Source organism: Planctomicrobium limosum, assembly GCF_051465645.1.
Taxonomy (GTDB): domain Bacteria; phylum Planctomycetota; class Planctomycetia; order Planctomycetales; family Planctomycetaceae; genus Planctomicrobium.
The window spans coordinates 4496015-4519485 of sequence record NZ_CP195790.1; the positions used below are offsets into that span (position 1 = coordinate 4496015).

The 23471-nt window shown below is 53.3% G+C and carries 21 protein-coding genes; 13 read left to right on the plus strand and 8 right to left on the minus strand.

Annotation, left to right across the window (positions count from 1 at the left end):
- Positions 1–103: 103 nt before the first annotated feature.
- Positions 104–640, minus strand: coding sequence for a hypothetical protein (locus SH527x_RS17080; protein ID WP_437191890.1), 537 nt, complete (start codon positions 638–640; stop codon positions 104–106).
- A 518-nt stretch (positions 641–1158) separates the two neighbouring features.
- Here SH527x_RS17080 and SH527x_RS17085 point away from each other — a divergent pair.
- The gene (locus SH527x_RS17085) at positions 1159–1566 is read left to right on the plus strand and encodes a hypothetical protein (protein WP_437191891.1); all 408 of its coding nucleotides are present in this window, start codon (positions 1159–1161) and stop codon (positions 1564–1566) included.
- A 104-nt stretch (positions 1567–1670) separates the two neighbouring features.
- Here SH527x_RS17085 and SH527x_RS17090 read toward each other — a convergent pair whose 3' ends face one another.
- On the minus strand, positions 1671–2555 hold the full coding sequence (locus tag SH527x_RS17090; protein ID WP_437191892.1) for a prephenate dehydrogenase: 885 nt from the start codon (positions 2553–2555) through the stop codon (positions 1671–1673).
- 283 nt (positions 2556–2838) lie between these two features.
- On the opposite strand from SH527x_RS17090, the gene mgtE reads away from it, so the two are divergent.
- The 3 genes from mgtE to SH527x_RS17105 all read left to right on the plus strand — a co-directional run bounded on the left by mgtE (position 2839) and on the right by SH527x_RS17105 (position 6155).
- Positions 2839–4191: a magnesium transporter gene (mgtE, locus tag SH527x_RS17095; RefSeq protein ID WP_437191893.1), complete on the plus strand. Its 1353-nt coding sequence runs from the start codon at positions 2839–2841 to the stop codon at positions 4189–4191.
- A gap of 81 nt (positions 4192–4272) precedes the next feature.
- Positions 4273–5253: an aldo/keto reductase gene (locus SH527x_RS17100; protein ID WP_437191894.1), complete on the plus strand. Its 981-nt coding sequence runs from the start codon at positions 4273–4275 to the stop codon at positions 5251–5253.
- 131 nt (positions 5254–5384) lie between these two features.
- Positions 5385–6155 (plus strand): TatD family hydrolase, encoded by a 771-nt coding sequence (locus tag SH527x_RS17105; RefSeq protein ID WP_437191895.1) that lies wholly within the window; start codon positions 5385–5387, stop codon positions 6153–6155.
- 130 nt (positions 6156–6285) lie between these two features.
- On the opposite strand, the gene SH527x_RS17110 is transcribed toward SH527x_RS17105, so the two are convergent.
- A complete protein-coding gene (locus SH527x_RS17110) occupies positions 6286–7062 on the minus strand; it encodes a hypothetical protein (protein ID WP_437191896.1) in 777 nt (258 codons plus the stop codon).
- A gap of 691 nt (positions 7063–7753) precedes the next feature.
- Here SH527x_RS17110 and SH527x_RS17115 point away from each other — a divergent pair.
- The 9 genes from SH527x_RS17115 (at position 7754) to SH527x_RS17155 (ending at position 17673) form a co-directional block, all read left to right on the plus strand.
- On the plus strand, positions 7754–8326 hold the full coding sequence (locus SH527x_RS17115) for a cob(I)yrinic acid a,c-diamide adenosyltransferase (RefSeq protein WP_437191897.1): 573 nt from the start codon (positions 7754–7756) through the stop codon (positions 8324–8326).
- An 84-nt stretch (positions 8327–8410) separates the two neighbouring features.
- Positions 8411–9346 carry a ketopantoate reductase family protein gene (locus SH527x_RS17120; protein WP_437191898.1) on the plus strand — a complete coding sequence of 312 codons (936 nt, stop codon included), beginning with the start codon at positions 8411–8413 and terminating at the stop codon, positions 9344–9346.
- A 310-nt stretch (positions 9347–9656) separates the two neighbouring features.
- Entirely contained in the window at positions 9657–10397 is a 741-nt protein-coding gene (gene hisA, locus SH527x_RS17125) for a 1-(5-phosphoribosyl)-5-[(5-phosphoribosylamino)methylideneamino]imidazole-4-carboxamide isomerase (protein ID WP_437191899.1), read from the plus strand.
- Between the two features lie 54 nt (positions 10398–10451).
- Entirely contained in the window at positions 10452–10871 is a 420-nt protein-coding gene (locus SH527x_RS17130; protein ID WP_437191900.1) for an acyl-CoA thioesterase, read from the plus strand.
- 348 nt (positions 10872–11219) lie between these two features.
- Positions 11220–12341: a citrate/2-methylcitrate synthase gene (locus tag SH527x_RS17135; RefSeq protein ID WP_437191901.1), complete on the plus strand. Its 1122-nt coding sequence runs from the start codon at positions 11220–11222 to the stop codon at positions 12339–12341.
- Positions 12342–12525: 184 nt separating this feature from the next.
- Positions 12526–13941: a 30S ribosomal protein S12 methylthiotransferase RimO gene (gene rimO / locus SH527x_RS17140; protein WP_437191902.1), complete on the plus strand. Its 1416-nt coding sequence runs from the start codon at positions 12526–12528 to the stop codon at positions 13939–13941.
- Between the two features lie 58 nt (positions 13942–13999).
- Positions 14000–14617, plus strand: a complete 618-nt coding sequence (gene pgsA / locus SH527x_RS17145; RefSeq protein ID WP_437191903.1) for a CDP-diacylglycerol--glycerol-3-phosphate 3-phosphatidyltransferase — start codon at positions 14000–14002, stop codon at positions 14615–14617.
- 207 nt (positions 14618–14824) lie between these two features.
- Positions 14825–16180 (plus strand): class I SAM-dependent rRNA methyltransferase, encoded by a 1356-nt coding sequence (locus tag SH527x_RS17150; protein ID WP_437191904.1) that lies wholly within the window; start codon positions 14825–14827, stop codon positions 16178–16180.
- 245 nt (positions 16181–16425) lie between these two features.
- Positions 16426–17673: an excinuclease ABC subunit UvrC gene (locus tag SH527x_RS17155; protein WP_437194645.1), complete on the plus strand. Its 1248-nt coding sequence runs from the start codon at positions 16426–16428 to the stop codon at positions 17671–17673.
- Positions 17674–18057: 384 nt separating this feature from the next.
- Here the strand turns inward: SH527x_RS17155 and SH527x_RS17160 are convergent, their stop codons facing one another.
- From SH527x_RS17160 to SH527x_RS17180, 5 genes are all read right to left on the minus strand, one after another.
- Positions 18058–18201 carry a hypothetical protein gene (locus tag SH527x_RS17160; RefSeq protein ID WP_437191905.1) on the minus strand — a complete coding sequence of 48 codons (144 nt, stop codon included), beginning with the start codon at positions 18199–18201 and terminating at the stop codon, positions 18058–18060.
- Positions 18202–18451: 250 nt separating this feature from the next.
- Entirely contained in the window at positions 18452–19870 is a 1419-nt protein-coding gene (gene leuC / locus SH527x_RS17165; RefSeq protein WP_437191906.1) for a 3-isopropylmalate dehydratase large subunit, read from the minus strand.
- Between the two features lie 371 nt (positions 19871–20241).
- Positions 20242–20940, minus strand: coding sequence for a site-2 protease family protein (locus SH527x_RS17170; protein ID WP_437191907.1), 699 nt, complete (start codon positions 20938–20940; stop codon positions 20242–20244).
- A gap of 194 nt (positions 20941–21134) precedes the next feature.
- Entirely contained in the window at positions 21135–22340 is a 1206-nt protein-coding gene (locus SH527x_RS17175; RefSeq protein ID WP_437191908.1) for a class I SAM-dependent rRNA methyltransferase, read from the minus strand.
- Positions 22341–22739: 399 nt separating this feature from the next.
- Entirely contained in the window at positions 22740–23195 is a 456-nt protein-coding gene (locus SH527x_RS17180) for a response regulator (protein ID WP_437191909.1), read from the minus strand.
- Between the last annotated feature and the right edge of the window lie 276 nt (positions 23196–23471).

The following is a 23471-nucleotide window of genomic DNA, read 5'->3' on the forward strand; positions in this document are numbered from 1 at the left end:
ATGCTTCGAGTTAATTCATCTGCGTTCGAACAGTTGCCTTTCGCGGTGCGAGCGATCTGTTGTGGCAGAGACTTCTTCCTGATATTTCAGGTTGAAGCTTTGACTAGTTCAGGATCTGGCTGGTCTGGCCAACGAGACCTGCAACTTTTTCCTGAGTCAGCTCACCAGCTTTGAATGCTTCGTTGACTTTCAGCTTGCCGTCGACCCACATCATGACGGTGACTTCAGCGTCTTGAGCGAGTTTGTAAGGAGCTGGGCCAGTCTGTCCATCGAAGGTTGTCAATGGAGTGTGAGCGACGCTTGCCTTTTCGGCTGTTTCTTTCAGTGATTTTTCAGCTGCAGCTTGTTCGTCGGTCAGCAGAACGACGAAAGCCTTCATGTCTTTACCCTGGTTCTTGCCAACAACACCGTCGATCTGGTTGATCAGGCTGGTGACGTTGGTGTCGACGTTACGGGTGAAGATGCTGACTGTTGGACGGTTACCGTAGCGACAGCGGTAGCACAGCTTTGTTCCAGCAGCTGGGCCGGTGACATCCTTAACGTAGAATGCGCCAACCGGAGCGCCGAGTTCGAGACCGCTGGCGAAGGCCATGGATGACAAAGCGGTCAGTGCGACAGCAACAGCAAGAAACTTCTTCATGCTCTTCAGCTCCTAGCATTGAACGAGATTCCGAGTGCGAACTTCCTGCGCCCTGACAAAGAACACCGAATTCCACTCGATGACAACTGTCCGATCAGAATGCTTCACTTGGTGAGTTCGTTGAGAACTCTACCGATGAGCAAACGTCCGAATGACTTGTGGCTGTCAATAAAGTCGGCTGGTGTCAACGGACTCGCGCATTCTATTAAGACATAGTTTGATCGTCGAGTCCCATTTAATCATTCCAAGTCGTACAATTCAAATGATACCCGGCAGTTCCGGAAATCCCCCTAATCAACGAGAGCAGGGCTTGTTTCAGCTGCTTGGTCGGTTCTTCGTTTGTAAGTGCATTGGCTACGCAGAGTTGTGATTCCTTGTTTTTGCGTGAAACGCGTTTCACGCTCAGGAATACACGATGTTTCCTCACCGATGTCACTTAGTAAAGAGATTGTTGACCAAGGGAATAATGCTGCATTGCAGATTGTTCTTGAATGCGATGATTCGTAAAAAATGATCGGGTGATAGGCAAAACAGGTTGCGGGGGAAGTATGGGGCAGTTGCACATCGAGACGTTGTATGACGCATTCTATCCCGGGACTGAAGCGGTCGTGAAAGCGATTTGGGAGCTGCCCAGGAAGCCGAAGCATCTTGAATTGCGACTCGTCTGGAATACGTCGGGAAAGGGGGACCGCGATCTGGTCATGGTTTCAGCGATCCAGATTACTGACGTTGAAGAATTCGGATCACGGGAAATTACAGTGCAGCTTCCCAGCGGCCCGTATAGCTTTTCGGGGACCCTGATTTCCGTGATCTGGGCGTTTGAACTGGTCGCGATCCCTGATAATGAATCAGTTCGCAAAGAGTTCGTGCTGGGCCCCAATGCTCAGGAAGTTCTGGTCGGGGCAGCGGCCAAAAGCGACTCGTGATATTAACGGCGGTCAGCCTGCGAGCGTATGAGATCACCCAAAGTGACTTCGGAGTGACTCCAGCGTGCCGGAGATGAGATCCGGTCGTTGCAGGTGAGATCGCGTTACGTTCCGTCATCGGGATGGGTCGAATCATCCTGATAGTGTCTACGATTTTCGGCACCGTGTTGCAGGAGCGTGCGCAGGGCCTGCTTGTCCTGGTTGATGAGTGCTTTTCGATAGGATGAAAGAACATCAACCAGGCGATCGACTCCACGGACCATTTCTGCGGAATTCATCTCAAGAATGGCGGCCCAGAGTTCCGGATCGCCAGCGGCCACGCGTGTCGTGTCTCGATAACCGGTCGCGGCAAATGACAGGACTTCGGGTTCGATCGCCGATGAAACAGCCGATGCTGTCAGGTGAGGAAGGTGGCTGGTTAAAGCGAGTGTGCGGTCATGCTCTGCCGCAGACATCGTTTTTACTTTCATCCCGATCTGCTCCCAGAAATGGCAGATTCGAGCCGTTTCCGGGCTGACTTCGGGATAGTCTTTCGGGCTGACAATACACATGCGGGTCAGGAAAAGATTTGCACTCGCGTGTTCGAAACCGGTGTGATGCGAGCCTGCTAACGGGTGTGCTCCGATATATCGATTGCCGGAGTACTCTGCACTGATTGCCTGTTGGAGTTTGTTTTTGACGCTCCCGGCATCTGTCACAAGTGCTGGTGTTCCTTCAGTTGCACGCAGAATGGTGAGCACATCCTCGGCAATCCGGTCGACAGGGGTGCAGACAACGACCAAATCCACATTACGCAGCCCATCCGGCGTCGTTGCGATTTCGTCAATCACTCCCCGCTTTTGCGCGGCGGTCAGGCGATCTCGATTCCGCCCATAACCGATCACCGTTTCTGCACCTCCCCATTTCCGAGATGCAAGCGCGACAGAACCCCCGATCAGTCCAACACCGACGATGGCAACGCGAGCAAATTCGGAATTCAGATGCGGCATATTTGAATTGTAACTTGCGGATGGCGAGCGAGCGAATGCTGGAAGGACAGGAAATCGAAAATCGCTGATTCGTTTAATGATGGAATCATCTTTGTCATCACTTCGCAGCGACTCCATTTGCAAGGGGCGTAGCGATCTGGCTGGGCATGTGCCACAATAGGAGACGAGGAACGCGGAAAGACCGATAAAGATCGAGAGTCATGACGTACGCCTACGGGATTGTGCGTCGGATGCCGCGACATTGATCATCAATTTGCTGTCATTTGTACTTCAGGTCGATCCGATGCCCCAGTCCATCTATCACACATTGATTCTGCCTGATTTGCAGCTCATGTTGGCGGATCATGATGAACATGGATTGCGTGAATTCTGTGATGCCCTGATTCCCGCTGTTGCCGCAGAAGTTCTGGAAGGACTGGAACCAAAGCAGGCTTGGGAAGTCTTAACTTATTGCACCCCACAGCGTCAGGCAGAGATCTTTGCTTATCTTTCACTGCCAGTGCAGGAGGCAATGGTCGATTCGATCGAACCGGAGCGTCTCTCCCGGGTGATCGAAGAGATGTCGGCGGACGACCGGGTCGACTTGCTTGAACGAATGGATCCAGAGCACGTCGAAGGGTTGCTCAGATTCGTCGCTCAGGCGGAACGAGCAGACATTCGAAAACTGTTGTCATATCCGGAGTACAGTGCCGGGTCGATTATGACGACAGAGTACGCATCTCTGCCATCTGACATTACTGCCCATGAAGCGTTGGAACGGTTGCGGCTTCAGGCGCCGACTCGTGAGACAATTTATTACATCTATATCACAGATGAAGCCCGACATCTGATCGGGTTCTTGACGTTGAGGCAGTTGATTCAGGCCAAGCCAAGTGCCCGAATCGCTGACATCATGCAACGTGATGTGATTGCCGTTCGAGTTGATGACGATCAGGAATTCGTAGCCAACGAGATCGCCCGATATTCATTCATCGCGATTCCGGTTGTGGATAACCAGCAGCGGCTGGTCGGGATCGTTACGCACGATGATGCGGCTGAGGTTTTGCAGGAAGAAGCGACAGAAGATGCCTACCTGGCGGTGGGGGTTCAGCCTCTCGATGACGGGTATGTGAATACCCCGTTTTTCGAGCTGACCTGGAAGCGGGGGATGTGGCTGGTCATTCTGCTGGGAGCGGCCTCTGTGACTGCACAGGTGTTGCAGTATTTTGAAGGTGGGAATTCTGCCAGCTGGATGGTTTTCTTCCTGCCGATGGTTCTGGCAAGCGGAGGAAATGCCGGGTCGCAGTCTGCGACGCTGGTGATTCGTGCGTTAGCGCTGGACGAAACTCGTGGTCGGGTCCGCTGGATTGCCTGGCGAGAAGGACGCGTCGGACTGGTGCTGGGCCTTGTGTTGGCATCGCTTTCCTTCATTGTGGCCCAGTTCATGGTGGGGCCTCAACCGGCCATCGTAGTGGCCACAACGGTCCTGTTGGTCGTGACCGTCGGGACATTGTCCGGGGCAATGTTACCGCTGGCGTTGAAACGTCTCGGTATGGACCCTGCGTTCATGTCCAATCCATTGATCGCTGCGTTAAGTGATATGTTGGGAGTGGTCGTGTACTACAATGCCGCGAACGCAATCATTGCTGCTGTGTAGCTCAATGTGTCACTTCCATTGCTTGCCTGAGCTGGGTTCAAGCGTGTGTCTGATGTCGATGTTTCTGGAAGCGAGGATTCGATGAACTTCAGACGTCTTGGGGCATCAGACTTGATGGTCTCTTCTGTCGCAATGGGATGCTGGCCGATTGCCGGTGTTACGAGCGTGGATGTGACAGAAGCAGATAGTCTGGCGACGCTGACCGCCGCGTTTGAGGCAGGAGTTAACTTCTTCGACACTGCGTATATCTATGGTTATGAAGGCGAAAGTGAGAAGCTGATTGCGAAGGCGCTGAAGCCTCATCGCAGTCAGATTGTTCTGGCTTCCAAGTGTGGTTTGCATTGGGGCCCGGATCGGCAACAGGCTCGGGATGCGCGACCGGAGACGATTCGCCGCGAGTGTGAAGAATCGTTGCAGCGGCTTCAAACGGATTGCATCGATCTGTATTACCTTCATGCGTCTGACCCGAATGTTCCGGTCGAAGAGTCGGCAGGGGCGTTTGTCGAACTGATGCAGGCTGGCAAGATTCGTGCGGCAGGGGCGTCGAACTTTAAGAACGTCGCGGAATACGAAGCGTTCCATGCCGTTTGTCCGATTGTGGCGGTGCAGCCTCCTTACAATATGCTGCAGCGAGAGATCGAGAATGATTTACTCCCCTGGTGCCTGAATTCTGGTGTCTCGGCGGTTGTGTATTGGCCCTTGATGAAAGGGTTTCTCGCCGGAAAACTGAAACGGGACCATGTCTGGGACCCCAAAGATGGTCGTCAGAAGTACCCCGTTTTTGTCGGTGAAGAATGGACGAAGACACACGATTTTGTTGATCGATTGAGGGTGATTGCAGAACAGGCTGGCATCACTGTCGCTGAACTGGCGATTGCGTGGACTGTGCAACGACCGGGGATCACGTCTGCTTTATGCGGAGCGAAGCGACCTGAGCAGATTCGGGAAACAGCGAACGCGATGAAGGTGTCACTGACACCAGAGCAAATCGCTCAATGTGATGAAGCGATTCGTCTGCGAGGACCGGTTGTTAATCGAACCGCCGTGACGCCGCGAACCTGAGCTGACTGTGATTTCGTTCAGTTGAATGCTGTTGCGTCGTTTGAATCGTCTTCACGTTTCGAGATCTATTTTGAGAGACTTCCTGACTGGCGAGCACTGCGGTCAGACAATGCTGGAATTGAATCGTTGTTATGTTGATTGATACTCACGCCCACCTTGATGAACAGTCCTTTGAACTTGATCTGGACGCCGTGCTGACGCGTGCTGCAGAGCATCAGGTGGAAACGATCTTCACCATCGGCGTCACTGCGGCCACCAGTCATGCAGCGCTTGCGCTGGCGAAGAAGTACCCGCAGTTGTACGCCGTTGTTGGAATTCAGCCGAATTATGTCGCACAGGCGAACGCGGACGACTTCGATCAAATCACAGAATTGGCCAGTGATTCACGCGTGATTGCGATTGGGGAAACCGGTCTCGATCGTTATTGGGATTCTTCCCCGATTGAACTTCAACGAGACTATTTCTTCCGCCACATTGAGCTGGCGCGTCAGGTTGAGAAGCCGTTTATTATCCACTGTCGCGAGGCAGAAGCGGATGTTGTTGCGGTACTGAAGGAAGCGGCTCAGAGTGGCCCATTAAGTGGGGTGATGCACTCGTTCTGCGGCGATCAGGCAACGGCCGATGCTTGTCTTGAACTGGGAATGTACATCTCTTTTGCCGGGATGCTGACCTTCAAAAGCAATCAGGCTCTCAGGGACGTTGCGAAAACAATCCCGCGCGACCGGTTGCTAGTGGAAACCGATTCCCCTTATCTCGCGCCGGTTCCAATGCGCGGGAAGCGGAATGAACCTGCCAACGTCGCTCACACCGCTCGTTGTCTGGCCGATGTGCATGGGCTGACTCTTGAAGATCTGGCCGCTATCACAACCGCGAATACAAAACACCTCTTTAAGTTGTCGTAGCGTCTGGATGTTTGAGAAGAATCTGCTTCGAACAAAAAAGTCCCCATGCCGATCTGATTGCGAGAAGGAAATATTCTCGCGGGGATCGATTGGGGACATTGCCTTTAAGGCGACTGCTGATTGTCGTGCGTTACCAGACTTGTAGTGGTCCGTAAGCGTTCGGTGCCGTCCAGTTGTGCCTGTAAGGAACGATGACAGGAGCAAACTGCGCTGGCCCATTCATTCCATTCGTCTCGTACATTTCCGCTTGCGGGATCAGAACTGGTCTCGGTGAGACGCGGCCTGGGTAAACCGAAATCGGTGTCGGAGCGAGCAGACCGGCAGGGCCTGGGGGGCAACTCAGGCAAGGGAGATGTGTTGAAGGGGCATTACCCATCGGGGCGTATGACATTGGGACCTGATGATACTCCGGGATTGGTGCGAACTGTGCTTCCTCGCATGTATTGCAGGGAACTGGCGCTGGGACCAGAGTTTCCGGGCAGCAGGCCGGTGTTGTCACAGGTGCGGGAGCAGGCGGTGTCACGCAAGGTGCTGTCTCTGGGCACGGCTGCGATTCGAGTCGTGGTTCGATGACCTTATAGCATCCAATGGTCAGGTCTTCAGGGACAGGGGATTCCTGAACGGGACCAGTGGTTCGCAAGTGCGAGTCGAAGAAAGAAGAACCGGCTGTCCATGCGGACCACGTGCCGTTTGGTTTCTGGCACCCTCGAACTCCAGTGGTGTAATAAGACTGATCAAGTCCGCGAAATGCCTGTGCAAGATCGGCGAGTTCTCCTCCGATGGCATCGCGGATTGCTGCTAGTCCAACGATCAGTCCAAGGACGAGTGTTGTTGAGAGAATGACGAGTTCTGCGGAGACAAGGAAACCGCATTCGTCAGCAATGAGTTCATGTGCGAGACAAATCATCTGTTGATTCGAGACGACAACAGCAGCTCGACAAGAAAACAGGGATGCCCTGCGAAATCGAATGAACAGTGCGGCTCCGGCGAAGACATGCCGACTTCGCGCTTCATGAACCTGACGCGATCCATGCGGAGCGGAAATTCATCGCTCGCACCACCGTCCGATTTCGCAGGGAATCCACGCAGCTTTCGCCACGGTCAGCGATGTCTCAGGTCGCTCCCCGCGCTCTTGTCATTCCGGATCAGCGCATGGCTCACCCGGTGGGCTTCCATTCATCTCGCTCCTAAAAGTCCAACTTCAATTCCAGGAGACCGCCGGCTGTTAATTCGGCAGAACTCCACTTTTGGTTAAAATCTGCATAATCGATACCACTGGAGGTGTTGGTTTTCTGTGGTGATTGTTTTTGGTTGATGGAAGTTGTTTGGTTGTTACTGGTTGTGGAGGTTTGGTTTGAAGTGGAGTGCCCGTTGAGCTGGGGTTGAAGGAGGGAGAGTTGATTCAGGTTCGATGCGCTGTGGGTGTGTTGTCTTTGCGGTTTGTTAAGGGTTTTGAATGGTGGCGGGTTTCGGAATGTTGTTTGAAGTGCAGGCGAGGAACCGTCACCATGGCGTCAGGAAAATGATGTGCGGAATTCTCTTTAGGACAGGCTTCCAATCAGTTGGCTTGTCCCGACGTTCACGAAGCAGATGGTGGAATGGTTTATCTCAATCGGATTTACACGAAGTCGGGAGATACCGGCGAGACGTCACTCGGCAATGGAGATCGAGTTCCGAAAACGCACGCGCGGATTGCCGCGTATGGAACTGTCGATGAACTGAACTCCAGCATTGGGGGCGCCATCGCGTTGGGGCAATTGAGCCCGGAACGATGTGATCGTCTGCGGCGAATTCAGAATGATCTGTTTGACGTCGGGGCGGACTTGTGTGTTCCGGAAACGGATCAATCCTTGGAGTACACTCCGCTTCGGGTGACATCAGAGCAGGTGGAGCAGTTAGAAAAGTGGATCGATGCGGATACGGCCGAGCTCAAGCCGTTGACCAGTTTTATTCTTCCTGGAGGCACCGTCGGGGCGGCGCTACTGCATCAGTCGAGAACAATCTGCCGGCGTAGTGAAATTAGCGTGTTGAAGCTGGTTCAATTGGAACAGGTCAATTCGCAGGTCGTGATCTATTTGAATCGCCTTTCCGACCTGTTGTTTGTGATGGCGCGGATGGAGAACGATGGCGGCAAATCTGACATCCTGTGGGTGCCGGGTGCGAATCGCTGATCCCGTTGTGTGACGTCGTGGGATTCGGCCACAGATCGGACGTGGCTACAGAACCGGATTCGAAACAAAAAGCAGGAGAGTGTGGTGCGGATTCTTGTTCTGGGAGCTGGGGCGATTGGCGGCTACTTCGGTGGACGTTTGCAGTCAGCTGGTAAGGATGTCACGTTTCTTGTGCGGCCAGAACGTGCTCGATTGATGGCCGAACATGGCTTGACGATTGAGAGCCCGGCAGGCACTGTTTCAGTTCCGTCACCGGTCACAATCACGGCCGATCAGGTGAACTCGCCGTATGATCTGATTCTTCTCAGTTGCAAGTCGTACGATCTGGAATCCGCTGTCGATTCCATTCGGAATGCGATTGGCCCTCGGACATTGATTCTGCCGCTGCTGAACGGGATGCGCCATCTCGACGAGCTCGATCGTCTGCTGGGAGTCGAACGTGTTCTGGGGGGAGCCTGTTTCATCTCGACCAAGCTGGAAGCGCAGGGGCGAGTTGTCCATTTCAGTGATGTTCATACCATTTGTTTTGGTGCCCGACATGCTGATCAGGAATCGCGGGTTGCTGAGGTTTCTGGAGCATTGGGTGGGGCCGGGTTTGAGCTGAGAGCCAGTGACAACATCATGCTGGAGATGTGGGAGAAGTGGATTTTTATTGCATCAATCGCCGGGTTGACGTGCCTGTTCCGCAGCTCGTTGGGAGTTGTGAACAGTTCTGGCGGAACGGATGTCGTTCACGCTCTCTATGAAGAATGCCGGCAGATCGCGGTTGAGAACGGTTATATTCCTCGCGATCACGCGGTGCAGTTTGCTTTGGGACACCTGACGAACCCTGAATCTCCGATCACAGCATCAATGCTTGGGGATATTGAACGTCATGGTCCAACGGAAGGCGAACAGATCTTTGGTGATCTGCTGCGACGCCGGAAGCAGGTTCCATCGCCGGATCTCTCAGTGCTTCGAATGGCGGAATTACATCTTCGGTGTTATCAACGCCGGTTTGTCAGTGATCAGAATCAGTGATCAGAAATCGTGCAATTCATCGACGTTTTGGTGCTCGATGTCGCTCGCATCCAGATCTCAGAGCGGCGGATGGATCAGTGAAAATTGAATCCAGAAAGTTTGCTTGACGCAAAGCCGCAATCGCCCGACGATGTCCGCACGAAATGTGGAGTTTGAAAGGTTGTTCTGTCATTGATGTTTGAATCTTTGACAGAAGCTCGCGGCAGAAAAATTGGTTCAGCCGCAGTGCGACCACAGAACTGAAATATCTTCAATCGTCTGAATTTCAGGCGCTTCGATTCGTTTTTGACATTTGAGAGTGAGCGGTTTGATGGACATTCTTCCGGCAATTGATCTTCGTGGCGGCAAGTGCGTGCGTTTACGTCAGGGAGACTATGCTCGGGAAACCGTGTTTGGTGACGACCCTGTTGAAATGGCCTTGCGCTGGGAAGATGAAGGGGGAGACTGGTTGCACCTTGTCGATCTCGATGGTGCGAAGACCGGCAAACCGGAAAACATTGAAGTCATCCGCAAAATCGTTGCTGCGGTAAAGATCCCTTGTGAGCTTGGCGGTGGAATTCGCAATGAAGAAACTGTCCGTGAGATGCTGGAAGATGTCGGGCTGAAGCGAGTCATCATTGGCACACAGGCACTCAAGCAGCCGGAGTGGTTCCGCGATATCGTCAGCAAGTTTCCGAATCAGATCTGCCTTGGTCTGGACGCACGGGATTCGATGGTCGCGACCGAAGGTTGGTTAGATGTCTCGAAGACATCGGCGCTGGAACTCGCTCGGGAATACGTTGGGCTGCCATTGGCTGCGGTGATCTATACCAATATCGCCAACGACGGAATGATGCAGGGGATCGATGAAGGGACCTTGGCAGATTTTCGCGTTCTGGCGGAAATGGGATTGAAGGTCATCGCGTCCGGCGGCGTCACAACGTTGAACGATATTCGCAAATTGCGAGATATCTCTCTGGTTGAACCAAACCTGATTGGAGCCATCACTGGTCGAGCCATTTACGAAGGGACGATTTGTCTCGCTGAAGCTGCTCGTGTTGCTCATTCGTAAATAGTAGATGCTCAGAAGTTTCGTGTTTGTTGATGAAGATTGATGGTGTACCGCATGACTGAACAACCTCAACCCTGGTGTGAAGCAAGCGTCCGTGTTCGATATGCCGAAACGGACGCAATGGGGTATCTCCATCATTCGAATTACATCACGTACTTTGAGATCGCTCGCACTGAACTCTTCCGCTCGACCGGAGGAAACTATCGCTCGATGGAAGAGCGTGGTTTCTTTCTCGTGGTGGTCAGTGTCGAAGTGAAGTACAAACGCCCGGCACACTATGATGATGAGCTCTCAGTGTGTGCCCGACTCGCCCGATGGACCGGGGCAAAGTTGATTCACGATTATGAAGTGCGTCGAGGGGATGAACTTCTTGCAACCGGACAGTCTGTGATTGCCTGCGTGAATCAGAAGGGCGAAGTGCAGCGGATGTCGTTGGAGCTGCTCTATCCTGACGGCATGACTCCGCTGGAGTAGGAACTGGCGACTGGTTCATTCTGGTCGTTGTGAGTTTGAGAACTCTGCGCGGTCTGCTGTGTCACCTCGCAAGAATAGGGGCAATACGAATGATTTGCGTCCTCGTGATCGGAAGCAGTGTGGGACAGGCTTTTGCTTCACCGAATCCTGTGTTTTAACAGGCGAAATGCGTGTCGTTTTCTCGATGGCGGTATCAGAGATCAACGCATTTGCTTGGTGTCCAGTCACTTTTTTTGTTTTGATTCTTCACCAGAATCATGGTTAAAAGTTAGATGACAAGAACCGGTTTGCTGAGTTAGGATGGCCTCATCGGACGGAGTCTGATCTTTCCACGGAGGGAATCTTCTCATGGCTCAGGAACTCTACCATCCCGGTCTTAAAGGGGTGATTGCTGGCGAGACGGAGATCTGCAGACTGGATGACGGTCTGCTATATCGTGGCTATTGCGTTCACGATCTGGCGGAAGAAGCCAGCTTTCTCGAAGTCGCTCATCTGCTGCTTTTTGAAGAGCTTCCAGATGAAGAGCAGTTCGCTGATTTTCTGAGTGTGATCATGGAGGAGCAACAACTCCCGCCGATCATCGCTCAGGTCTATGAGCAGATTCCAGTACACAATTCTCCACTTGAAGTTCTTCGTACCGGCATCGGTCTGCTGGCGTTGCACGATCCACAGCCAGGCGAATCGATCCTGCATTCAGGTCATTCCCAGACACTCCGCTTGCTGGCACGAGTGCCGATGTTGATTGCGGCATGGCATCGCACTCGGATGGGGCAGCCGATTCTGGAGCCTCGTCCAGAATTGAGCTTTATTGCGAACATCTATTATATGATCACCGGGCTGGTTCCGAGTGCGTTGTATGAACGTGCTCTGGAAGTGGCATTCATTACTGCCGCAGAACATGAGTTCAATCCGTCGAGCTATGTTTCGCGGATCGTGGGGTCGGTACGGTCGAATCAATACAGTCCTGTCCTTGCGGCGCTCGATGCCTTTATTGGTGTCGCGCATGGAGGTGGGGATGATCGTCCGCTCGATCTGCTCGCCGATGTCGGGGACCCGCAGTCTGCAGAAGAATGGATCACGCAACTGCCCGCGAATCAACCGATTCCAGGGTTCGGTCATCCTGTTTACACGAACTATGATCCGCGCGCAGCGATCCTTGAAGTCGAGTGCGAACGTCTTGCGAAAGCCTGTGGACGAAACGACCTCGAACAGCTTGCCGATTCGATTGAACGCGTTGTCTGGCAGAAGCGTCGATTGCCTCCAAATATCGATTGGTCTCTGGCGCGGCTGTTGACGTATCTGGAGTTTGACCGCGATCTGTTTCGCCCTTTGTTCGTCGCTGCGAGGCTGGTTGGGTGGAGTGCCCATGCGGTTGAGCAGTGCGAATCTGGCGATGTGATTCGTCCCCGAGCACGATATCGTGGGGCGGAGGACTGCGAGTTTGAGTCCATGCACAGCCGCTCAGAGTAGCTCTAACTCGATACCAAGAAATGAGTTTTGCTGGAAGTGCGGGGGGAGGTCCCATTTGGAGATCGCTCCCGGGAAAAAGTTGCTGTCCCCATCTCGAATTTGATTATTCGGCGGGGTATGATACCGAATTCGATTTTCGCGGGTGAAATCCGCAACGAACTTCTGTGCAGCACAAGTTTTTTCCATGCATCAGCTTCCGATTCTTGGCGATACGCCCCCCCTGCAAGTCATCAAACGTGGTGATGGCTCGAAGGGGACTTACGCCTTCATCAGCCTTGGGTGCCCGAAAAACCTTGTCGACAGCGAGAAGATGCTCGGCAGTCTGGCAGTGGATGGGTACACCCTCGTTTCTCAGCCGGAAGATGCGGATTTCGTCATCGTGAATACCTGCGGGTTCATTGACGAATCCCGTAAGGAATCGAAGGCTGTCATTCAGGAAATGCTGGACCTGAAGAAGCAGGGAAAGACACGTGGTGTGATCGTCGCCGGGTGCTTACCTGAACGGGTCGGAGGTTCCCTGCTCGATGAGATGCCGGACATTGACCACATTGTCGGGGTGTTCGGGCGAGACGAAATCACTCAGGTTGCTGAGCGACTGGTTGGTGGTGTTCGCGAGCAGCGAGAGTTGTTCCGCCCCGCAGCGATTCGCGCGCTCGATGACCGCGCACGGTTGCGTATCACACCGGGGCACTACGCTTATTTGAAAATTTCAGAAGGATGCGATCGAACCTGCACCTTCTGTTCGATTCCCAAAATGCGTGGGAAACACGTCACCAAGCCCATCGAAATGGTGCTGGAAGAAGCACGAGAACTGGTGGACGATGGTGTTCGTGAATTGATCCTGGTTGCTCAGGACACGACTTATTACGGCATGGACTATTACGGGGAAGTCCGCCTTGCCGAACTGTTGCGTCAGCTTGATAAAGTCGACGGGCTCGACTGGATTCGGTTGATGTACCTGTATCCGGTCAACTTCACTGACGAGTTGATTGATACCATTGCCGGTGGAAGCAAAATTCTTCCGTATCTCGATATGCCGTTGCAGCACATCAATAGCACGATGTTGAAGCGAATGCAGCGTCGCGTGAATCGTGACAAAACCGTGGAACTGGTTCAGAAACTGCGTAACCGTGTTCCAAATCTGGTGCTGCGAACAACGTTTGTCGTCGGCTTCCCGGGTGAAACCGATGAGCAGTTCAATGAACTGTGCGACTTTGTTGAAGAGACTCAGTTTGAGCGGATGGGAGTCTTCCCGTATTCGCTCGAGCCGGGAACTGCTGCAGTCAAATTGCCTGATCACCTTCCTGAAGAGGTGAAACTGGAACGCCGCGATGCCCTGATGGAGCTGCAACAGGAGATCGCGTTTGACTGGGGTAAGAAGATGGTCGACTACGAACTCGACTGCATCATCGACGGCCCTGCTGAAGGTGAAGAAGGTGTGTTCATTGGCCGGACCTTCGCTGACGCTCCCGAAATTGACGGGACCGTCATCGTTCAGGGAGAAGGTCTTGAACCGGGGCAGATGGTTCCGGTCACGATTGTTGATGCTCAGGAATACGACTTGATTGCAGTTGTGTCTGATGCGGACGACGAAGAGTAATCCTGGTGTTGTGTGGTCGGTATCGAATTTCTGAATCGCCAGAACGGAGTGCGTCGACATGTCCAATGATGCTCCCAATCAGGTGAAGACTGCTGGTTCGTCGCAGACATTCAACATCCCGAACATGATCACGATGTCACGTCTTGTACTGACGTTTGCGATCCTGATTCTGATGTCATTCGACAGATTCTGGTTCGCGAACACGATCCTGTTCATCGTTGCAGTGACCACGGATTTTGTGGATGGCTATCTCGCTCGAAAATGGAATCAGGTCTCGACGCTGGGGCGGATTCTGGACCCGTTTGTCGACAAGATCATCATTGGTGGAACGATGATTTTCCTGACAGCCATTCCGGCGAGCGGAGTGACCGCATGGATGACATTTACGGTCATTGCCAGAGAGTTGTTTATCACGGCTCTACGATCAGTGTTGGAAGGACAGGGAGTCGATTTTTCTGCTCAGTGGAGCGGGAAAGTTAAGATGCTGTTGCAGTCGATCGTGATTCCAGTGGCAATGCTCTCGCTGAGCGATCGGTTTCAGGGATGGCTGGGTGAGGGCTTTCCGACCTATGTCGTCATCCGGGATGTCATGTTGTGGGGGATGGTTGTAGTCACCGTCTATTCCGGTGTGGAGTATATTTTCCGCGCCTGGAGGATCATGAGTCGGAAGTCGTAAGTTCGCGGGATTGCCCAGAGTGGGTGACAATCACCGATCACACGGATGATGCCTGCGTTGCTGAGTATGTGAGTTCATGAGGTGACCGCACACTCTACCGGTTCCTCTTTCATCAATGCCGGGGTACCCGTTCTGATGTCGAAGAGGCTGGTTTTCGTTTGTGAGATTTTGTTGCCGTGGTCGTTCTGATTGAGATGGGATTTTTCAGTGCCGAAGCCGTTTCGTAATCGTCGTGATGATCGTGAATTTCGCGAAGGGGATCGTGACCGCTCTGATCGTCGCCCTGATCGCCGCTTTCGTGAACGGCCTGACAACCGTCATCCCAATGCCAAACGTCGTGACAAAGATCCCAAGTTCCCGTTGGATCCATCGTTGCTGGTTCAACGTGGGTTGACTCTCGGGGACGCGGCAGCAATTCCTGTTGTGAATCTTCGTTCCGAAACCCGTCATCCAACGGTCTTTCGCAAGCGGCTCGTAGACACGCCGGCCAAGGCGAAGCATGGCGATCTGGTGAAGATCGAAACCGTTGACGGCGTCGAAGTTGGTTATGGAATCTGGAACCCGCGTGCGGAAGCGACGGTTCGGGTTTTGAGTTGGGATGAAGCTCCGATTACCGGCGGCTGGTGGAAAGATCGCATTGATTTCGCAGTGCGTGCCCGCAAGCAGTTGAAGCTGGATGAGGTGACAAACGCTTACCGGTTGATCAATGCGGAAGGGGATTTTCTTCCCGGCATGGTGATTGACCGTTACAACGATGTGCTCTCTGTGGAAGCGTTCACGCTGGGGATGTATCAACGAGCCGAGGCGATTGTTCAATCGCTGGCTGCATCGCTACAACTCAAGCACTGGATCGTTCGACCGGGACCAGCGTCATTTGAGCAGGAAGGGTTTCTTGCCGACGGGTTTGCGTCTCCGAATGCTCCTAAGCAGGTGTTGATTAAAGAGCACGGGCTGACCTACGAATTAAATCCATCTGAAGGTCACAAGACCGGGTTCTTCTGTGATCAGCGAGAGAATCGTCTGCGGTTGCGGGATTTCTGCAAAGGGAAATCTGTTCTCGATCTTTGCAGTTACAGTGGTGGATTCTCGATGAATGCGGCCTATGCCGGGGCATCAGAAGTGACGGCTGTCGATCTGGATGAAGAAGCCATCAAACTGGCCAGACGAAATGCCCAGTTGAACAAACTGAATCATGTGAAGTTTGTCCACGCTGATGCTTTCTCCTACATGCGAGACATGCAGCGTAACGGCAAGACGTTTGATGTGGTGATTCTCGACCCGCCGAAGCTGATTCGAAGTCGGGATGAAATGGTTGATGGGCAGGAAAAGTACTTCGACCTCAATAAGCTCGCGGCTCCACTCGTTGATCGGGGCGGATTGCTTCTGACCTGCAGTTGCTCCGGGCTGTTTTCGATGGAAGAGTTCACCAAGACCGTTCGGGCGGCTTGTGGAGAGCGTCGCCCTCAAATTCTGATGCGAACGGGGGCCGGAATGGATCATCCAGTCGCAATGAACTGTCTGGAGTCTGAGTACCTGAAATGTCTCTGGTTGCGAATGGACTAATTCAGGCTGGAAGTCCTTGCTGGGGGCTGAGGTATCGCTGATGCAGTCGGGGCTCACAAAATCGAGCCTCGACTTCTTTGCCGGGACGCGAACCTCGCTAGAATAAAAACATGAGTGACGGAGCAGATTTCATCCCTGAGAATGAGAACCCTCTCGATCAGACTCCTCAGGTTGAGGGTTCCGAGAAGGTCCTTTCTCCACGGGCGAAAGTTCGCAATTTCCCGACGACCCCCGGTGTTTATCTGATGAAAGATAAACTGGGACGCGTGATCTACGTCGGCAAAGCGGTCAATCTCCGCAGCCGTGCTCGAAGTTATTTTCTCGCTGCAGCGGCGATCGATCGACGGACATGTGATCTGGTCCCAGAGATTGCTGACATCGATTGCATTCAGACCGATTCTGAAGTCGACGCGATTCTGCTGGAAGCGAGGCTGATCAAAGATATTCAGCCTCGTTTTAATTCCGAGCTCAAAGACGATAAGACATTCCCTTATCTGCAGATCGTCACCAGTGAGGAATTCCCTCGCATCGAATTCACACGCAAGCCACGCACCAAAGGGGTCAAGCTCTACGGCCCATTTCCTTCCGCGAAGAAATTGCGAGGCACGATCGGGGTCTTGCAGAAGATCTTCAAATTTCGCACCTGCTCTCTGGATATTTCAGAAGGTGACGAACGCTGGCGCTGGTTTCGTCCCTGTCTGCTGGCGAGCATCAATCAGTGTACGGCTCCCTGCAATCTAAGGGTTTCGAAAGACGATTACCGCAACGACATTCAGCGACTGCGAATGTTTCTGGATGGGAAAAAAGAGACGCTGCTGAAAGAGCTGCGCGAGGAAATGCTGCTGGCGGCGCAGGAACGAAAGTTCGAAAAAGCCGCTCGGTTGCGGGACGAGATCAAAGCCCTGGAAGGGTTGAGTTTGCGAGGCAATCTCGATGAACACGTGCAACCGGAGGTGTTCTATATCGATCCTGCAAAGGGGTTGAGGGGGCTGAAGAAAATCTTCAATCTCCCCGCCGTTCCAAGAGTGATCGAAGGAATGGACATCGCTCACCTTCAGGGGGGCGAGACCGTCGCAAGTCTGGTGCAGTTCATCGACGGATTGCCATTCAAACACGGTTACAAACGGTTCAAGATCCGCACCATACAAGGTATCGACGACTTTGCATCGATGCGAGAGGTTGTCAGTCGCCGTCTCGGGCGGCTTTCAAAAGAAGGGGAAGCCTTCCCGGACGTTCTGCTGATCGATGGCGGAAAAGGCCAGCTCAATGCTGCACTCGGTGCCATGGAAGCGATCGGTGTGACGCCGCCGTTTACGATCTCGCTCGCCAAACGTGAAGAAGAGGTCTACGTCCCCGGCGAAGCAGAGCCGCGGCAACTCGGTCGGCATTCATACGCTCTCCGTCTCCTGCAGTATGTCCGCGATGAAGCACATCGTTTCGCCCAATCGTATCACCACACTCTCCGACACAAATCCACCTTCGAACGCGATTGACCGTGCCGGTCAATCCGGTGCCCGCGTCGTCGTGTTCTCAGTTGCGGGGAGATTTGAACCCGCGGGGCAGAGACCGTTCCGGTCTATCAGGGGCCCGCGTTGTGTTGTTCGCCATTGTGTGGAGATTTGAATCCGCGGGGCAGTGGGCCGCAGGTTATCGTTGGGGAGAGACCGTTCCGGTCTATCGGGTGCCCGCGTTGTGGCGTTCACCGTTGAGGTGAGAATTGTTCCCGCGTGGTAGTTACCGTGAGTTTCTTGGTGCGAAGAGTCTGTCCCGTGTCTTAGAGCGCCTTGCGAAATAACTTCCACGCTTCCGCCACGCGGTGAGTTGCGCTTCATTAATCGAGACGGCCGCTGCGCGGGCACTCGCTAGAGCAAACTGCTCTAGCGGGAGGACCGCATCAGAAGGTAGCCGCAGATTGCGACGAAGATCAGGATTCCGCCGTACTCACTCGGAGACATGTTCTCCCAGAAATCTGAGAGATAGCGGGAGTAGGCCCGAGAGTAATATCTGTAAGTCTCGCTCATCGGAGCAGATCTCGAAATGAAAGGTTGAGATTGGCGAACCGTTTGTTTGCCGACTCGATCTCACAGGATCGTTCGTTGCGCAGCGCGTCCCCGACATTTCTAACGCTAGTACATTGGCCGAAGAACGGTCGGATGAATTCGATATTTTCCTGTGAGTATCCAGGGCAGGTTACAAAAAACAGGTTCGAGGCCTGATAAGTCAAGCACTCGAACCTGTTTGATTTGAACAAAGATGCGTGGCGGAATCGCGTTATGCGTTGACCGTTTGCATTGCTCGGGAATCGGTGACGTGTCCCTTAATGGCAGCGGCAGCGACCATTACCGGGCTCATGAGCAGAGTACGTCCGGTTGGACTTCCCTGACGGCCTTTGAAGTTGCGGTTCGAAGACGAAGCGCACATCTCACGGCCTTTGAGCTTGTCCGGGTTCATCGCCAGGCACATTGAGCAGCCTGCATAACGCCATTCAAAGCCGGCTTCAGAGAAGATCTTATCGAGACCTTCTTTGACCGCTTGGCGTGCAATCTCTTGTGAGCCAGGAACGACCAGAGCTTTCACGCCTGGGGCGACTTTCTTTCCCTGCACGAAAGCAGCTGCTTCACGCAGGTCGGAAATACGACCGTTGGTGCAGGAACCGATGAATGCGACGTCGATTTTGACGCCCTGCATTGATTGTCCTGCTTCGAGTTCCATGAACTGCAGAGCTTCTTTAACGCCTGCTTGATCTTCCGCTGGGAACTCTGCGACTGCCGGGATTGATTCCCCGATGCCGACTGATTGACCGGGGTTGATCCCCCAGGTCACAGTTGGCTCGATGTCAGCTGCGTCGTAGACGATTTCGTCGTCAAATTCTGCACCTGGCTCGGATGCGAGGCTCAGCCACCATTTGGCAGCCTTCTCGAAATCCTCTCCTTTCGGAGAGTATGGTCGGCCACGGAGGTACTCGACGGTTTTTTCGTCCGGGTTACAGTAACCGCAACGAGCACCCCCTTCGATGCTCATGTTGCAGACGGTCATGCGCTCTTCCATCGACATGGCGTCGAAGACTTCCCCGGCGTATTCGTAGGCATATCCGATGCCGCCTTTCACGCCGAGTTTGCGGATGATGTACAGAGCAACGTCTTTCGCATAGACGCCTGGCGCGAGTTTGCCGTTGACGACAACCCGTTTCACCTTAGGCTTGTTCATGGCGAGGGTCTGCGTCGCCAGAACATATGCGACTTGAGACGTTCCGATTCCGAAGGCGATCGTTCCGAATGCCCCGTGAGTGGATGTGTGGCTGTCGCCGCAGGCGATTGTCAGGCCGGGTTGAGTCAAACCCTGTTCTGGACCAACTGCGTGGACGATCCCTTGTTGTCCGCCGTCGATGTTCATGAGGCGAACGCCGAATTCGCGGCAGTTCTTCTCAATCGCGGACATCATTTCTTCGGCGAGGAGATCCTGAAACGGACGGGCTTGCACGTCGGTTGGCACAATGTGGTCGACGGTGGCAACGGTTCGTTCAGGTGCCATCACCTTCAGGTTGCGGTCCCGAAGCATTTCGAAGGCTTGAGGGCTGGTCACCTCATGAATCAGGTGCAGACCGATGAAAAGTTGCGTCTGCCCGGAAGGCAGCGTTCCAACGGTATGTAAATCCCAGACTTTGTTGAACAGATTCCGCTTGTCACTCATCTTTTCATTCCTGCATACCAGGCTCAACCAACGACAAAATGGCCCTTGGTTTGGCAAGTCCTTTAGTTTAGGGCTGAAGTGCTGTACTTGTCTACTCGCCATTCCCCCTGACAGATGACGATTTTTTCAGAAGGCTCGAATCACAAACATGTTGTGAACTCTGAGTGTTCTCCGTTCCCGAAGTCTAAAACTGGACGTCAGTTCATCCGATTTCAGAGGGGGAAGTTGCCGGCGATCTCTGGGGATTTCCCTGACGAGTCCAACACGACTGGGAAATCCGGCGACTGAAAGACCGGTTGCGATATTTTCGGTTCGCATGGCTTTTTCTGTCTCGACGGCAGGTTCAGTCGGGGTTCGCTGACGGAACCGGATTAATATTGGTTCCGTTGCTGCATCAACTGGATGTTGTTCGCGCAAAGAATGGCGAACATGACCGCGGTGAAAGTGATGTGATTCAAGTAGAAATACAGAGCAGCCAATCCGGCGACGGCGATACTGATTTTCACTGCCAGCCAGAAGCCATTTCGAGGGCTGAAAATAGTGCAGATATCGCGACAGATTTGACCACCGTCCAACGGCATGACGGGAACAAGATTCAGAATCCCCCACCAGAGGTTGATGTATAGAAGCTGCCCGAGGACATGCATTAGAAGCCGCTGGACCTGTTCTGGTGCCGTCGATGGAATTCTCAGCGTTCCGGTGACGATTAAGACCAGGAGAATTCCGTAAAGAGCGAACCCGGCGGCAGGCCCGGCAAGTGTGATCAGGATCGATTTCCAGACGGTATGAGTTCGAGCGTGTGGGGTATACATCGCGACTCCGCCAAAATGGTAGAGCACGATGTTTGGAGAGTAGCCGAACCATTTGGCTGTCAGTGCGTGACCTAATTCATGCACAAGAATGGAGACGAACAGCACCATCAACCAGGCGAGCAGAAAGGGCAAGCCTTCTCGCAGGGCACTCAGTCCAAGTAAGCAGCCTGTTGCCCAAAACCAAGGGGAAACTGTGACTGGAATTCCCGCGACTCGGAAATTCAGGTCCATGGCAGTGGGGGTGACAGGGCCGAACATGGTGTTCTTCCAGGCATTGAGAGCGGAGTGAGAATGATGCGGCGAGAGTGTGCAGAGTCAGTTGAACTTAAACTGGCGACTCTCGCTGATCTCCGGGATTCAGCTGAGGATTCGAGTGATCGTAATGTGCTTCGAGTCTGCCGTAGAGCAGACTCGAAGCCGTGAATCCTCTTCATTCTGATTCTGGTTGCGTTTTAAATCACGCGGCAGACAAAGCATTTGAGATAGGAGGTCTCAACGCATGATGCTGCGACCGGATGGTCAATTGCCTGTCCGCGCTGTTCCAGAAACTGGACGCGTCGTCCGCAATCGAGTGCAGCCTGAGCAACCATCTGCTCAAAGTCTTCGCGTGAAACATGGCCTGAACAACTGCAGGTGATCAGAATCCCATCTGGATTCAGCAGTTCCAGTGCCAGTGAGTTAATGTGAATGTATGCCTTGGCCGCTCGCTCAACGCCGTTTCTGGTGCGGGCGAATTTTGGAGGATCGAGGACGATAACGTCGTACTTCTCTCCTTGTTCGAGTTGCTTCTGCATGAATTCAGAACTGTCATCACACTCGAAGCGAATTCGATCGGTAATCCCGTTGAGCTCGGCATTCTTCTTTGCCAGATCGATTGCTGGTTGGGAGGAATCGACTCCGATGACTTCTTTTGCGTTCCCTAAAACGGCTGCGGCGAGAGCGAATGAGCCTGTGTAGGTGTAGAGGTCCAGGACACGTTTGCCGCGGGCGTATGTCTTCATCAACGCACGGTTGTCGCGCTGATCGAAGTAAAAGCCTGTTTTTTGACCAGCATGAAGGTCGACGGCGTACTTTACATCGTTTTCGATGATCTCAAGCGATCGAGGTGGTCGTTCTCCAGAGATCAGGCCGTCTTCGACTTCCAGATTCTCGAGTTCCTTGATGCCCCGCTCGGTTCGTAGCCAGATACCACGTGGCGAGAGCAGGCTTTGAAGATGGGACAGAATGACTTCCTGTCGCTGGGCAAGTGCGGCACTTGTCCACTGCACGACCAGCCAGTCGTCAATGCGATCAACGGTCAATCCTGATAAGAAGTCGCCTTCGCTGAAGATGAGTCGACAGGCTTTTTCAGTGGTCGTTCCCTGAAAGAGTGACTGGCGAACGCGAACCGCTTCTGTGACGCGATCTTTCCAGAATTCGTCGTCGAGCAGAAGGTCTTCATTCCAGGAATAGAGGCGTACCTGAATGTTGCTGCTGGAATGGAATAGTCCGTGGGCGATGAACTCGCCTTCGTGAGAACGAACGACAACGGCATCGCCAGTTTGTGGCATTCCGGAAACGGAGCGAACGGCACCTGCGAAGACCCAAGGGTGTTCGCTGAAGAACGGCAGCGCGCGGCGAGGTTTCAGTGTCACCACGGCTGTCGAAGGGGAACTCATGCAAGTGATCCAATACAAAGATGCGGTTTTTAGACCGACGGGGCTCTTGTTCGATGTCAGGTGGCTCACTTGAGCCGAAAACATGGCATTCCCGACAGGAACACAGTGAAACGCGAAGATGTTCGCGGATTCGTTTTCGTTGATGTCAGGCCGGAATCGCGGCCTGACAGATGAAGTCTACCTGAAATTGAACTGTTTCAGGCAGTGTGCGGGGTGTTCTGGTTGCAAAGTCGTGTTTTGAAGTGGCGGAAAGTCGCCCCTTGAGTGGCCGACATTCGTTGAACAGATCGGAATGGACTTGCGTCACCGGAAAGTGCATCGGAGTGTTCGACGGCAGATCCGTTTATTGCCGCCTCACCAGATTACGACTCGAATTCGGTCCGGACTTGTGGAGTCAATTTACGGTGCAGACTGTGAGTCGACTTCTGCCAGATAGGCCAGCAGTCGGTCGCGTTCGTTGGTCAGGTGGCGGACGCGAAGCAGAGAACGCACCCGAGTTTTCAGTTCAAGGCGATGGACTGGTTTTGTCAGGAAGTCGTCTGCACCGGCGTCGACAGCCTTTTGGATATCGCCCATTTCCTTGAGGGCTGTCACCATCAGAACTGGAATTCGATTGGTTTTTTCGTCCTGCTTCAGCTGCTGGCAGACTTCATAGCCGCTCAAACGGGGCATCATGATGTCCAGAAGAATCAGGTCCGGGAGTTTCTCTCTGGCGACATCGATAGTTTGCTGTCCATCGGCTGCCATGAAGATTTCGTGGCCTTCATCGCTCAGATAGGCTTCAAGAAGTTCACGGTTTTGCTCATTGTCATCGGCGATCAGAATGCGGCTGACAACGGGTTCGTTTACTTGCATAACATGGGGCCTGACCAGAGAGTTCCGAGTGGGGCTCCCATTCTATCGTTCACGTCCAAATGGGAAAGAACATTGGGCCGGGATTTCAGTTCCCAGCAGGAATTCCTGCGCCGTTTCTGCTAAATACACAAGAAACAAGGTCCCAGACGAACAGTAATCTCCAGGAATCGTGTCTGCGAATGTTCGCAGATTGATTTTTTCCACAGCACTTCAACTTGCCTTGATGATTTGCCTTGATATTGGTGTTCTCACTTATGTGGCGGGGTTGGCTGTTGT

Bases quoted from the DNA above. Each gene is read 5' to 3' on its own strand.
- SH527x_RS17080 (WP_437191890.1), bottom strand. From the start codon at position 640: ATGAAGAAGTTTCTTGCTGTTGCTGTCGCACTGACCGCTTTGTCATCC.
- SH527x_RS17090 (WP_437191892.1), bottom strand. From the start codon at position 2,555: ATGCCGCATCTGAATTCCGAATTTGCTCGCGTTGCCATCGTCGGTGTT.
- mgtE (WP_437191893.1), top strand. From the start codon at position 2,839: ATGCCCCAGTCCATCTATCACACATTGATTCTGCCTGATTTGCAGCTC.
- SH527x_RS17100 (WP_437191894.1), top strand. From the start codon at position 4,273: ATGAACTTCAGACGTCTTGGGGCATCAGACTTGATGGTCTCTTCTGTC.
- SH527x_RS17105 (WP_437191895.1), top strand. From the start codon at position 5,385: ATGTTGATTGATACTCACGCCCACCTTGATGAACAGTCCTTTGAACTT.
- SH527x_RS17110 (WP_437191896.1), bottom strand. From the start codon at position 7,062: ATGATTTGTCTCGCACATGAACTCATTGCTGACGAATGCGGTTTCCTT.
- SH527x_RS17115 (WP_437191897.1), top strand. From the start codon at position 7,754: ATGGTTTATCTCAATCGGATTTACACGAAGTCGGGAGATACCGGCGAG.
- hisA (WP_437191899.1), top strand. From the start codon at position 9,657: ATGGACATTCTTCCGGCAATTGATCTTCGTGGCGGCAAGTGCGTGCGT.
- SH527x_RS17130 (WP_437191900.1), top strand. From the start codon at position 10,452: ATGACTGAACAACCTCAACCCTGGTGTGAAGCAAGCGTCCGTGTTCGA.
- SH527x_RS17135 (WP_437191901.1), top strand. From the start codon at position 11,220: ATGGCTCAGGAACTCTACCATCCCGGTCTTAAAGGGGTGATTGCTGGC.
- rimO (WP_437191902.1), top strand. From the start codon at position 12,526: ATGCATCAGCTTCCGATTCTTGGCGATACGCCCCCCCTGCAAGTCATC.
- pgsA (WP_437191903.1), top strand. From the start codon at position 14,000: ATGTCCAATGATGCTCCCAATCAGGTGAAGACTGCTGGTTCGTCGCAG.
- SH527x_RS17155 (WP_437194645.1), top strand. From the start codon at position 16,426: ATGAAAGATAAACTGGGACGCGTGATCTACGTCGGCAAAGCGGTCAAT.
- SH527x_RS17160 (WP_437191905.1), bottom strand. From the start codon at position 18,201: ATGAGCGAGACTTACAGATATTACTCTCGGGCCTACTCCCGCTATCTC.
- leuC (WP_437191906.1), bottom strand. From the start codon at position 19,870: ATGAGTGACAAGCGGAATCTGTTCAACAAAGTCTGGGATTTACATACC.
- SH527x_RS17170 (WP_437191907.1), bottom strand. From the start codon at position 20,940: ATGTTCGGCCCTGTCACCCCCACTGCCATGGACCTGAATTTCCGAGTC.
- SH527x_RS17175 (WP_437191908.1), bottom strand. From the start codon at position 22,340: ATGAGTTCCCCTTCGACAGCCGTGGTGACACTGAAACCTCGCCGCGCG.
- SH527x_RS17180 (WP_437191909.1), bottom strand. From the start codon at position 23,195: ATGCAAGTAAACGAACCCGTTGTCAGCCGCATTCTGATCGCCGATGAC.